Annotated in this window: 9 protein-coding genes; 3 read left to right on the top strand and 6 right to left on the bottom strand. The window is 68.3% G+C overall.

From position 1 onward, the window contains the following. Positions 1-57 precede the first annotated feature (57 nt). Positions 58-813, bottom strand: coding sequence for an SDR family oxidoreductase (locus L5G28_RS04760; protein WP_236997891.1), 756 nt, complete (start codon positions 811-813; stop codon positions 58-60). 223 nt (positions 814-1036) lie between these two features. Further along, positions 1037-2104: an AraC family transcriptional regulator gene (locus L5G28_RS04755; RefSeq protein WP_237000504.1), complete on the bottom strand. Its 1068-nt coding sequence runs from the start codon at positions 2102-2104 to the stop codon at positions 1037-1039. 206 nt (positions 2105-2310) lie between these two features. Between L5G28_RS04755 and L5G28_RS04750 the strand changes: the two genes are divergently transcribed. Beyond that, positions 2311-2835 carry a hypothetical protein gene (locus tag L5G28_RS04750; protein WP_237000503.1) on the top strand — a complete coding sequence of 175 codons (525 nt, stop codon included), beginning with the start codon at positions 2311-2313 and terminating at the stop codon, positions 2833-2835. Positions 2836-2842: 7 nt separating this feature from the next. On the opposite strand, the gene fgd is transcribed toward L5G28_RS04750, so the two are convergent. Together fgd and L5G28_RS04740 are read right to left on the bottom strand one after the other, a co-directional pair. Continuing rightward, positions 2843-3853, bottom strand: coding sequence for a glucose-6-phosphate dehydrogenase (coenzyme-F420) (fgd, locus tag L5G28_RS04745; protein ID WP_236997894.1), 1011 nt, complete (start codon positions 3851-3853; stop codon positions 2843-2845). 30 nt (positions 3854-3883) lie between these two features. Next, a complete protein-coding gene (locus L5G28_RS04740) occupies positions 3884-5065 on the bottom strand; it encodes an acyl-CoA dehydrogenase family protein (protein WP_237000502.1) in 1182 nt (393 codons plus the stop codon). 188 nt (positions 5066-5253) lie between these two features. Between L5G28_RS04740 and L5G28_RS04735 the strand changes: the two genes are divergently transcribed. Both L5G28_RS04735 and L5G28_RS04730 read left to right on the top strand, forming a co-directional pair. After that, positions 5254-9141 (top strand): Pls/PosA family non-ribosomal peptide synthetase, encoded by a 3888-nt coding sequence (locus L5G28_RS04735; protein ID WP_237000501.1) that lies wholly within the window; start codon positions 5254-5256, stop codon positions 9139-9141. Between the two features lie 135 nt (positions 9142-9276). Next, positions 9277-10557 (top strand): M1 family metallopeptidase, encoded by a 1281-nt coding sequence (locus L5G28_RS04730; protein WP_237000555.1) that lies wholly within the window; start codon positions 9277-9279, stop codon positions 10555-10557. Between the two features lie 60 nt (positions 10558-10617). Here the strand turns inward: L5G28_RS04730 and L5G28_RS04725 are convergent, their stop codons facing one another. Both L5G28_RS04725 and rfbA read right to left on the bottom strand, forming a co-directional pair. Next, entirely contained in the window at positions 10618-11214 is a 597-nt protein-coding gene (locus L5G28_RS04725; protein WP_237000500.1) for a dTDP-4-dehydrorhamnose 3,5-epimerase family protein, read from the bottom strand. Continuing rightward, positions 11214-12089: a glucose-1-phosphate thymidylyltransferase RfbA gene (rfbA, locus tag L5G28_RS04720; protein ID WP_236997898.1), complete on the bottom strand. Its 876-nt coding sequence runs from the start codon at positions 12087-12089 to the stop codon at positions 11214-11216. The genes L5G28_RS04725 and rfbA overlap by 1 nt, the downstream gene beginning before the upstream one ends. Positions 12090-12190 lie beyond the last annotated feature (101 nt).

Raw genomic sequence — 12190 nt, 5'->3', positions numbered from 1 at the left:
CCCTCTGCGATCACGCGGTGGCAGGCGCGGTCGCCGGTTTTCAGTCCTTGGGGGTTTTCAGTCCTTGGGTCCGCCCGCGACGTACAGCACCTGTCCGGAGACGAAGCCTGCGCCTTCGCTCGCGTAGAAGCTGACGGCGTGCGCGATGTCTGCGGGCTCGCCGACGCGCTGCACGGGGATCTCCTTGGCCATCGCGGACTTGAAGTCGTCGAACGGGACGCCGATGCGCTCGGCCGTCGCCGCCGTCATGTCGGTGGCGATGAAGCCCGGGGCGATCGCGTTCGCGGTGACCCCGAACCGTCCGAGTTCCAGGGCGAGCGTCTTGGTGAAGCCCTGCATGCCAGCCTTGGCCGCGGAGTAGTTGGCCTGACCGCGGTTGCCGAGCGCCGACGTCGACGACAGGTTGACGATGCGTCCCCAGCCTTCCTTCGTCTGGTAGTTCTGCACCTCGCGCGCCATCAGGAACGCGCCGCGCAGGTGGACGCCCATCACTGCGTCCCAGTCGGAGACGGTCATCTTGAACAGGAGGTTGTCGCGGATGATGCCCGCATTGTTGACGAGGATCGTCGGTGCGCCCAGTTCGGCTGCGACACGGCTGACCGCTGCTTCGACGGCGACCTCGTCGGAGACGTCCGCGCCGACGGCGAGTGCTCTGCCGCCCGCCCCGACGATCTCGTCGACGACACTCTGGCAGGCGGATTCGTCGAGGTCGAGGACGGCGACGGCGTGTCCGTCGGACGCGAGACGGCGCGCGACTTCCGCACCGATTCCGCGAGCCGCTCCGGTGACGATGGCTGTGCGCTGCGTGGTCATGAACACTCCCTATGGAACTGGTTGCCGACGATCACATGATCCACGCGTCGACCCGCCGCTCGCAGCGATTCGCCGCGAGCGGAGAGCACGAGTGCATCCCGAAGACCGAGTAAGCGATCGCTTATTTTTCCACGGCCCACTATGCCCCAGGGTGTGACCCCCGTCAACAGCCAGACCCGTCACCAGTGGACTCGCCGGTCGACGAGTCACACCGTCGACGGCGTCAGCGCGCGATGCTCTGGCGGTACTCGACGGGGCCGATGCCGTAACGCGCCTTGAACCGGTTGCGGAAGGTCGCGACCGAGCCGAACCCGGACGCCGCTGAGATGTTGCCGACCGGCAGCCACGGGTTGGCGACGAGCATCTCGCGCGCGGTCTCGACCCGTGCGTCCGCGATGCGCGTCGCCAGCGACTGGTCGGTGTTCTCGAAGATGCGATACAGCTGACGCCGCGACAGATGGAGTTCGGCGGCGATGCTGTCCGGCGTGAAGTCCGGGTCGCGATGTCGTCGCGCGATCAAGTCGATCGCCGACTGATGGTTGAACAGCGCATCGTCCTGCAACCGGTACCCGTCGATGGACGCGAGCTCGGCCAAAGCCGCGGTGATGAGGTCGACGGCCGCGAGCTCGGCGTCGGCCGACGGCGCGGGGACATCGGCGGCCGCAGTGTCGGCGGCGAACCGCCGAACGAATCCGGCGGCGGCCCGCGAGAGCAGGGTCCGCTTGTTGATCGGCCGACGCGGCTGTTCGGCGAGCGGCCGATGCTTGCCGAGCACGGCGAGCGGGATCACCAGGCCGGACGGGTCGGTGACGCCTGCGGCACTCTGAATGAAGGGGCTCGCCGTCGAGACGAACACCAGGTCGCCCGCCGAGTACTCGTGCTCCCGTCCGTCCTGGCGCAGGACGGTCCGACCACGCATAGAGGTGACCGTGACCAGCAGCAATTCGTGGGGATCGGCCTGGATGCGTTCTGCCGTCCGCGCGACCCGGGCGGGCGAGTGCAGTGCGCAGAACGTCGCGGTCATCGACAGCTCACGGTCGAACCGGACCGCGCGGAACCGGTCAGGATCGCGAGGAACGATGTCGACGCCGCCCTGCCACTCCTGCACCCCCGTCGCACCGAGGAAGCGGGACGGACGGGCGAGGCGCGCCCGGTCCACACCGAGTCGCGACTCCCACGCCGCAACCAGTTGGGGGGTGAGCTGGATGCCGACGTCATCAGCGGATTCTCGGGCGGCAACCAGCGGCCTGCCGAGACCGGGGCGGGTCGGCGCATAGTTCATCGTCGTCATATGACCTCGATCAGTTTCGTCACGATCTGAAGTCGGCTAGGGAGGGAGCCGAGGCAATACTGCCGTATCGGACACTACTTGCACTGACAACTGTCGAGGGCGCTATTCACCAAAACCAGATCGTTCGATCAGAAATCAGCACGGTAAAGTGAACGCGCGCACAACTCTCCGAGAACCGATTTCCGCCCCGCACTAGGAGCAGACCGTTGACCCAACCGCCGCCCCCGCACACTCCCGACGAACCCGGGACCAGCGGCGATGATCTCTCGCGCGAGCAGTCCGCACCCCACGACATGACGCAGACACCGTACGGCGCGATCCCGAACGACCTCTACAGCGGACCCCCGACCGCCGCGACGGCCGCAGCGGGTGCGAGCGCCGCGGCGCGGCGTATGCAGATCATCGCGGCCGTCGCCTGCGCAGCGGCCGCGATCGTCATCATCGCGTTCTTCATCGTCGGCAACAAGGACCGCAAGGAGACGCCCGCGCACACCGTGACGAGCGTCGTCACGCAGACCGAGACCGAGGACGGGGACGCCACCACCGTCACGCAGACGACGACAGCGACCCGCGAGAACACGGCGACCGAGCGCCAGACCGGGACGCGGACGGTGACGGACACCGTGACGCGGACCCGGACGGCGACCGAGACGGAGACGGTGACCGACACCGAGACCGTGACCCCGCCGGCCGAACCAACCGCCCCCGCCGAGGCGAGCAAGACCAGCTAACCGACCCCTACCCGAGCGAGCGGAGCGCCGGCACGACGTCCTCGGTGAACGCCTCAAGGAAGCGTCGCTGGTCAGCTCCCGGGTTGTGGAAAACGAGGTGATTGAGCCCGGCGTCGAGGTACGGCTTGATCTGGGCGACGGCATCGTCGGCGTTCGACGCGACGATCCACCGTTTGGCGACCTGTTCGATCGGTAGTTCGTCAGCCAACCGTTCCATCTCGACCGACGAGTTGACGCTGTGCTTCTGCTCGGGGGTGAGCGAGAGCGGAGCCCAGAACCGGGTCTGCTCGAGTGCGCGGTCCGGGTCGCGGTCGTAGGAGATCTTGATCTCGATCATCCGATCGATTCCGTCGAAGTCGCGTTCGGCCTTCGCCGCGCCCTCCTTGACCGCCGGGATCAGCTTCTCGGTGTAGAGGTCCATGCCCTTGCCCGAGGTGCAGATGAAACCGTCGCCCGCACGACCCGCGTAGCGGGCGACGACGGGTCCGCCCGCGGCGATGTACACCGGGATCGGCTTCTCCGGCACGTCGTACATGTAGGCGTCCTGTGTGGAGTAGTAGTCGCCCTCGAAGTTCACCTTCTCGCCCGTCCACAGTTCCCGCATCAAGCGGACCGATTCGCGCAGCCGCGCAAAGCGCTCCTTGAACTCGGGCCACTCGCCGCGGAACCCGGTCGCGTACTCGTTGAGTGCCTCACCGGTGCCGACACCGAGCATGACGCGGTCGGGGAACAGACAGCCCATCGTGGCGAACGCCTGCGCGATGACCGCGGGGTTGTAGCGGAATGTCGGGGTCAACACCGACGTCCCCATCTGCAGTCGCTCGGTCCGTTCGCCGACCGCGGCCATCCAGGCGAGGGAGAACGGTGCGTGGCCGCCGTTGTGGCGCCACGGCTGGAAGTGGTCGCTGACGGTCACCGAGTCCAAGCCGAACTCTTCGGCGGCGACACCGAGTTCGACGAGGTCACGGGGGCCGAACTGTTCCGCCGAAGCTTTCAATCCGAGTTTGAGCGATGCCATGGGGCTCCTTCGATGTGGTGTGGGGTCGTGTCAGCGGAAGGCGTCGAACCCGGTGAGTGCTTTGCCGATCATCAGTTGGTGCATCTCGCTCGTGCCCTCGTAGGTGAGGACCGACTCCAGGTTGTTGGCGTGCCGGATCACCGGGTATTCGAGGGTGATCCCGTTGGCGCCGAGGATCGTCCGGCATTCGCGGGCGATCGCGATCGCCTCCCGGACGTTGTTGAGCTTGCCGAGACTGATCTGTTCGGGACGGATCGTCCCGGCGTCCTTCATCCGTCCGAGGTGAACGGCGAGCAGGAACGCCTTGCCGACTTCGAGCGCCATGTCGGCGAGTTTCGCCTGGGTCAGCTGGAATCCGCCGAGCGGCTTGTCGAACACCTCGCGTTCGTCGGCGTACCGGAGCGCCGTCTCGAGGCTGTCGCGTGCGGCGCCGACCGCACCGAACACGATGCCGAAACGGGCTTCGTTGAGACAGCTGAGCGGTCCGCGGAGGCCCTCGACTCCAGGCAGCACCGCGTCGGCCGGCAACCGGACGTCCTCGAGGACGAGTTCACCGGTCACCGAGGCGCGCAGCGACATCTTGTGCTTGATCTCGTTCGCCGAGAATCCCGGGGTGTCGGTGGGTACGACGAATCCACGGATACCGCGCGGGTCGGGGGCGTTGGTCTGCGCCCAGACGACGGCGACGTCGGCGACGCTCCCGTTGGTGATCCACATCTTGGCGCCGTTGAGAATCCAGTCGTCGCCGTCACGGCGGGCGGTGGTGCGCATGCCCGCCGGGTTGGATCCGAAGTCGGGCTCGGTGAGTCCGAAACAGCCGATCGCCTCACCGCGCGCCATCGCGGGCAGCCACTGGTCCTTCTGCTCGTCGCTGCCGAACGCGTGGATCGCGAACATCGACAACGAGCCTTGGACGGAGATGAAGCTGCGCAGGCCGCTGTCGACGGCTTCGGCCTCCATACAGGCCAGCCCGTACGCGGTGGCCGATGTGCCCGCGCAGCCGTAGCCCTGAAGATGCATGCCGAACAGGCCGAGCCCGCCGAGTTCGAGAGCGAGTTCGCGGACCGGGAGCGTGCCGTCCTCGAACCAACCCGCCACGTGCGGGCGTAGACGTTTGGCCCCGAACGCGGCGACGGTGTCGACGATGGCTCGCTCATCGTCGTCGAGCAGTCCGGCGAATCCGAACAGTTCGTCCACGCTGCTGGGCGTCATACGTCGTCGTCTCCTCTTCCGGCGGTGTCCGCCGCTGATCGAGTGGCTGATCGAGTGTCAGTCCTCACCTTACGACCGTCGCCGACTTCGCCGCGCTGCGAGGGAGCCGATGCTGGGGCATCATTAGCCTGTCGTGCCGCGCCCGCGTCCGACACCCCAAGAGTTCGAGCGATCCCCGGAGGGCTCCCGTGCCGATACCCGCGGCCTATCTGCTCGCCGATCGGGCACCGCTGCCTCGCACCCTCTGCGATGTCCTCGCGGAGACGGCGAGGACTCATCCGGACGCGCCCGCCATCGACGACTCCGACGCGATGGTGACCTATTCGGAGCTGATCGCGTTGATCCGTCGCGTCAGCGGCCGCCTGTCGGCGATCGGTGTCGGCCGCGGCCACCGGGTCGGGATCCGCATGCCGTCGGGCAGCCGCGACCTGTACCTCGCGATCCTGGCGACCCTCTGGGCGGGTGCCGCATACGTTCCGGTCGACGCGGACGATCCCGACGAGCGCGCCCGCCTGGTGTTCGACGAGGCCGACGTCGACGCGATCATCGACGCCGACGGAATCCATCCGCAGACGGCCCGGGTGGCGACGCAGGCGCCGGACGGGCCGAGCGCTCCGGTCGGCGCCTCGCCCGCGACACCGTCGGACGACGCGTGGATCATCTTCACGTCGGGGTCGACGGGCAAGCCGAAGGGCGTCGCCGTGACCCATCGCAACGCCGCCGCATTCGTCGACGCCGAAGCCGCCCTGTTTCTTCAGGACGCCCCGCTGGGCCCCGGCGATCGTGTGCTCGCGGGACTGTCGGTCGCGTTCGACGCGTCGTGCGAGGAGATGTGGTTGGCGTGGCGCAGCGGGGCCTGCCTCGTGCCCGCGCCCCGCGCACTGGTGCGGTCCGGCATGGATCTAGGCCCGTGGCTGGTGAAACGTGACATCAATGTGGTGTCGACGGTGCCGACGCTCGCGTCGATGTGGCCTGCCGAAGCGCTCGAGATGGTGCGACTGCTGATCTTCGGCGGGGAGTCGTGCCCGCCCGAACTCGCGGACCGGCTCGCCACCGCCGACCGCGAGGTGTGGAACACCTACGGTCCCACGGAGGCGACCGTGGTCGCCTGCGCGGCCCCTCTGCGGCGCGGGGAACCCGTCCGGATCGGGCTGCCGTTGATCGGCTGGGATCTGGCGGTCGTCGACGCGAACGGCGAACCCGTCGCCGACGGCGAGTCCGGCGAGCTCGTGATCGGCGGCGTCGGACTGGCGCGCTACCTCGACCCGGTCAAGGACGCCGAGAAGTATGCTCCGGCACCGGCGCTCGGCTGGGACCGCGCCTACCGCAGCGGCGACATCGTCACCCTCGACAGCGCTGGACTGCTGTTCGTCGGCCGCGCCGACGACCAGGTGAAGATCGGCGGACGGCGCATCGAGCTCGGCGAGATCGACAACGCTCTGCAGAGTCTCCCCGGCGTCAGCGGTGCGGCGGTCACCGTCCGCACCACCGAATCGGGCAACGCGTTCCTCGTCGGCTACCTCGCGTCGACCGACCCGGACTTCGACGTCGCGGCGGCACGCGCGAGGTTGCAGGCCGAACTGCCCGCCGCTCTCGTCCCGCGGCTGGTCCTGATGGACGAGCTGCCCACCCGCACCTCCGGGAAGGTCGACCGCGACGCTCTCCCCTGGCCCGCCCCGGGCACCGACTCCTGCGACGAACCGTCCGATCTGTCCAGCACCGAGGCGTGGCTCGCACAGCAGTGGTCCACCGTGCTCGGCGTCGACGTGTCGAGCCCCACGGCCGACTTCTTCGCCGAGGGCGGCGGGTCGCTCTCGGCCGCGCAGCTGGTCACCGCGTTGCGCAGCCGATACCCGGAGATCACCGTCGCCGCCCTCTACGACCACCCGCGACTCGGTTCGCTGGCGGAGATGCTCGATGCGCTCGACCCGACGGCGGCCGTCGAACCCCGCGAGGTGAAGCCCGTCCCGTTCTCGACCGGTGTCGCGCAGACCGTCGCGTCGGTTCCGCTCGCCACGCTGACCGGCGTCCAATGGGTCACCTGGCTCGGGGTGGCGAACAACGTCGCCGACTGGGCGGCCGGCAGGCTCGGTTACGACGCCCCGTGGCTCATCAGCGTGAACTGGTGGGCGTTGCTCATCGCGTTCGGCGTGTTCGTGACGCCGGTGGGCCGCATGACGATCGCGGCGATCGGTGCGCGCCTGCTCCTGCACGGGGTCACCGCCGGACGGTATCCGCGCGGCGGCAGCGTCCACGTCCGTCTCTGGATCGCCGAGCGTCTGATGGCGGCGAGCGGTGCGCACAATCTGTCGGGCGCGCCGTGGATGCCGACCCTCGCACGTGCTCTCGGCGCGCGGATCGGCGACGACGTCGACCTGCACTCGCTGCCGCCGGTCACCGGACTGCTGCGGATCGGTGACGGAGCCGCCGTGGAACCCGAAGTCGACCTCGCGGGCTGGTGGCTGGACGGCGACGTCCTGATCATCGGCGAGATCACCGTGAAACCGGGCGCCGTCGTCGGCAGCCGCTCGACGCTGTTCCCCGGAGCCGTCGTCGGCCGCGACGCGATCGTCGACCCCGGCTCCGGTGTGACGGGCAAGGTCAAGGCCCGGCAGCGCTGGGGCGGCTCCCCCGCGATGAAGCTCGGCAAAGCCAAGCCGACGTGGCCGGCGGAACGTCCGAAGACGCGTCGGTGGTGGGTGGCCGTCTACGGCGGCACCGCGCTCGTCATCTCCGCAGGCCCGCTGATCTCGTTGGCGGTCGGCCTCGCCGTCGCGGGCAGCTGGGCCGTCTCCGCCGACCGTCTGCGCACCGCGACGTGGCGGATGCTCGCGCTCGCCCCCGTCGGCGCCGTCGCCGCGATGGCGGTGTTCGCGCTGCTCACCTTGATCGGGGTCCGGTTGGCGTCGATCAGGATGACGGCCGGAACACACCCCGTCCGGTCCCGCGTCGGATGGCAGGTGTGGGCGACCGAACGCATGATGGATGCGGCCCGCACCTACCTCTTCCCGCTGTACGCAAGCCTGTTGACCCCGTGGTGGTTCCGTGCGCTCGGCGCGTCGATCGGCACCGGCACCGAGATCTCGACGGCCCTCGTGGTCCCCAAGTTCACGACCGTCGGCGACGACTCGTTCCTCGCGGACGACACGCTGGTCGCGTCGTACGAGTTGGGCGGCGGCTGGATGCGGGTCGGCGAGGCGAAGATCGGTAAACGCGCATTCCTCGGCAACTCCGGCATGATCGCGCCGGACCGCAAGGTTCCCAAGAACGGTCTCGTCGCGGTGCTGTCGGCCGCGCCGTCGAAGGCGAAGAACGGGTCGAGTTGGTTGGGCAGTCCGCCCGTCCGGTTACGACGCACCGCGGCGCAGACCGATTCGGCGCGCACCTTCGCGCCGACTTTCGGCGTGAGGGCCGCGCGGGCGACCGTCGAGACGCTGCGGCTGACTGCGGTCATGGTGTCGTTCGCGATCGGGGTGTGCGTGCTGTTCGGAATGCAGATCGCCGCCGACAAGTGGGGCGTGATCGCGGCGGTGCTGCTGAGCGGTGTGATCCTGTTGGCCGCGGGCGCGGTGGCCGGTGCGGTGACCTGTGTGGCGAAGTGGACGGTCGTCGGACCGATCCGACCGTCCGAGCATCCGCTGTGGAGTTCGTTCGTCTGGCGCAACGAATTGTCGGATGCCTTCGTCGAGACGGTGGCCGCACCGTGGTTCGCGAATGCCGCGACCGGCACCCCGGCCCTCACCCTGTGGCTGCGGTCGTTGGGCGCGACGATCGGCAGGGGCGTGTGGTGCGAGTCGTACTGGCTGCCCGAAGCGGATCTCGTCGAACTCGGCGACGGCGCCAACGTGCAGCGCGGCTGCGTGGTCCAGACTCACTTGTTCCACGACCGTGTGATGGCGATCGACCACGTCCGGATCGGCGCGGGCGCGACCCTCGGGCCGCACTGCGTCGCGCTCCCGGCGTCCGGTGTCGGCGAGTCGGCGACAGTCGGCCCAGCGTCCCTGGTGATGCGCGGTGACGTCGTCCCGGACCACACCGTGTGGCAGGGCAACCCGATCGCGCCGTGGACACGGTGATCACGCAGGTCGCTGCTCCGGCGACGCCGGTAGGGTTGACGCGTATCGCGGACAACAGACGGAGAGGTAGTGCCGAGTAAACGGAACACGCAGGAACCGACGTTGCCGGGCGGTCACCACGAGCTCGACCCGTACATGCCGCACAGCGGCAATCTCGGCTACCGGATCTCGCGATACGCTCTCGAACTCGGCTATCGCGTCGCCAGCAACCGTCTGTCCGGCACGGCGACGATCTCCGCCACCTCGTACCAGGAGTTGACGCGGTTCGCCCTCGACCTCGCGACGTCGATGCGCGTCGACCGGGTCACCGTGAACGGTTCCCGCGCCCGCTACTCGCATCGCGGAGACAAGCTCTCGATCACCCCGGGCTCGCCGATCCCGCCGGGCGGCGTCATGTCGATCCTCGTCCGCTACGGCGGCACGCCCCGGCCGGTGCGCGGACCGTTCGGCGACGTCGGCTGGGAGGAGCTCGACAACGGAGCCCTGTGCGCGAACCAGCCGGACGGCGCCCCGTCGTGGTTCCCGTGCGACGACCACCCCGAGGCGAAGGCGTCGTTCCACATCGAGGTCACCACCGACAGTGCGTACTACGTGCTCGCGAACGGGCGGCTCGCGTCCAAGCAGCGCCGCGCCGCGCAGACCACGTGGATGTACGACCAGGTGGAGCCGATGTCGACGTATCTCGCGTCCATCCAGATCGGCCAGTACGAGCATCGGACCCTGGCGACGTCGCCGGTCCCGGTGCACGCGCTGGTCCCACCGTCGCTGTCGAAGCGCTTCGACGTGAGCTTCGCGCACCAGGTGCAGATGGTCGGTGCGTTCACCGAGATGTTCGGGCCGTACCCGTTCCCCCAGTACACGGCCGTCGTCACCGAGGACGAACTGGACATTCCGTTGGAGGCGCAGAGCTTCTCCACGTTCGGAGCCAATCACTGCGACGGTTCCCTCGACCATGAACGGCTCGTAGCCCACGAACTGGCCCATCAGTGGTTCGGGAACTCGGTGACCGGCGCCCGGTGGCGCGACATCTGGTTGCACGAGGGCTTCGCCTGTTACGCCGAATGGCTGTGGAGTCAGCACAGCGGTGGCCGGTCCGCCGACGAATGGGGCCGCCACTACTACGAGAAGTTGCAGCAGACGAGGTTCACGACACCGCTCGCCGATCCCGGCCCCCGCACCATGTTCGACGACTGGGTCTACAAACGCGGAGCTCTCACTCTGCACGCGCTGCGGCTCCGGCTGGGCGACGGCGAGTTCTTCGCACTGCTGCGGCGGTGGACCGACAAGTACCGATATCAGTGTGCGACCACCGAAGACTTCATCGCGCTCGCGTCGACGTTCACCTCTGAGTCGCTGAAGGACCTGTGGCGGGATTGGCTGTTCACGCCCGAACTACCGCGGTATCCGACTCTGTAGACACACGGCCGAGAATTACCAGCACGTATTCTCCGGGAATCGGGTATTTCGGCCGAGTGCTTACCGCATGTGTGCTGGAAATTCCGGTAGCAGCCCGGCAGTCCGCGCCTGCGCCAACGACGGTGCGGCGGTATCCTTCCCGGACAGTTCATAGTGCAGCGGTGCACCGTCGCGGCCGACGGTCGGCCACTCGATGCCCAACTCCTCATCGAGAGGGTTCACCCCGTGTTCGGCTGTCGGGTTGTAGCCGGTCGAGCACAGGTAGGTGACGGTCGAGCCGTCGTGCAGGGAGCAGAAGCCGTGCCCGAGCCCTTCGGCGAGGTAGACGGCCCTGCGGTCGACGTCGTCGAGAAGCACTGCATCCCACTCCCCGAACGTCGGTGAACCGACACGGATGTCGACGATGACGTCAACGATGGCACCGACCGCGCATGTCACGTATTTGGCCTGTCCGGGCGGGACGTCGGCGAAGTGGATGCCGCGCAGCGCGCCTGCAGCCGACACCGAGGTGTTCACCTGCGCCAGGTCGAACCGGTGGCCGATCGTCTCGGCGAGCACATCCGCTTTGAACGCTTCGAGGAAGACGCCGCGGTCGTCGCCGTGTTGGACGGGCGTGAACTCCCACGCGCCGTCGATGCTCAGCGGTCGAACCCGCATCACAGTTCTCGTCCGCGGTCGAGTAGGTCGAAGAGGTATGCGCCGTAACCGGATTTGAGGAGCGGCTGGGCGAGGTCACGCAGCCGCGCGTCATCGATGTAGCCGAGGCGCCACGCGATCTCCTCGGGCACCGCGATCTTGAGGCCCTGCCGCTGTTCGACGGTCCTGACGAAGTTGCTCGCGTCCAGGAGCGAGTCGAAGGTGCCGGTGTCGAGCCAGGCGGTGCCCCGCTGCAGCACCGTGACATGCAGCTTGTCGCGTCGCAGGTACTCGGCGTTGACGTCGGTGATCTCGTACTCGCCCCGCGCCGACGGGCGCAGGCGGGACGCGATCTCCACGACATCGTTGTCGTAGAAGTAGAGGCCGGGCACCGCGTACCGCGACGTCGGCCGCGCAGGCTTCTCCTCCAGCGCGATCGCTCGGCCCGCGTCGTCGAATTCGACGACGCCGTACGCCGTCGGATCGGCGACACGGTAGGCGAAGATCGCGCCGCCGTCGACGTCTCCGTAACCGCGCAACTGGTTGCCGAGGCCGGGCCCGTAGAAGATGTTGTCCCCGAGGACGAGGGCCGCCGTCTCGTCGCCGATGTGGTCGGCGCCGAGCACGAACGCCTGCGCCAACCCCTCCGGTTCGGGCTGCACGGTGTACGTGATGTCAATGCCGAACTGCGATCCGTCGCCGAGTAACTGCTCGAACGATGCACGATCGTGCGGAGCCGTCACCACCAGGACCTCGCGGACACCCGCCAGCATCAACGTCGACAGCGGGTAGTAGATCATCGGCTTGTCGTACACGGGGACCAGCTGTTTGCTCACGCCCTGCGTGATCGGGTGCAGTCGCGAGCCGGTGCCGCCCGCGAGGATGATTCCGCGCATGACGCAACCCTATCGGTAGAGTCGTTCACGGTCCCGGCACTGATCGACCACTCGGCTGATCGATCCCTGGCGATCGACGCCCCTGCTGGTCGGACGGAGTC

The sequence above is a fragment of the Gordonia liuliyuniae genome (assembly GCF_021739025.1).
GTDB classification, from domain to species: Bacteria; Actinomycetota; Actinomycetes; order Mycobacteriales; family Mycobacteriaceae; genus Gordonia; species Gordonia liuliyuniae.
The sequence above is the reverse complement of the archived record's forward strand: the minus strand, read 5'-3'. Positions and strand labels throughout refer to the sequence as shown.

Bases quoted from the DNA above. Each gene is read 5' to 3' on its own strand.
- L5G28_RS04760 (WP_236997891.1), bottom strand. From the start codon at position 813: ATGACCACGCAGCGCACAGCCATCGTCACCGGAGCGGCTCGCGGAATC.
- L5G28_RS04755 (WP_237000504.1), bottom strand. From the start codon at position 2,104: ATGACGACGATGAACTATGCGCCGACCCGCCCCGGTCTCGGCAGGCCG.
- fgd (WP_236997894.1), bottom strand. From the start codon at position 3,853: ATGGCATCGCTCAAACTCGGATTGAAAGCTTCGGCGGAACAGTTCGGC.
- L5G28_RS04740 (WP_237000502.1), bottom strand. From the start codon at position 5,065: ATGACGCCCAGCAGCGTGGACGAACTGTTCGGATTCGCCGGACTGCTC.
- L5G28_RS04730 (WP_237000555.1), top strand. From the start codon at position 9,277: ATGCCGCACAGCGGCAATCTCGGCTACCGGATCTCGCGATACGCTCTC.
- L5G28_RS04725 (WP_237000500.1), bottom strand. From the start codon at position 11,214: ATGCGGGTTCGACCGCTGAGCATCGACGGCGCGTGGGAGTTCACGCCC.
- rfbA (WP_236997898.1), bottom strand. From the start codon at position 12,089: ATGCGCGGAATCATCCTCGCGGGCGGCACCGGCTCGCGACTGCACCCG.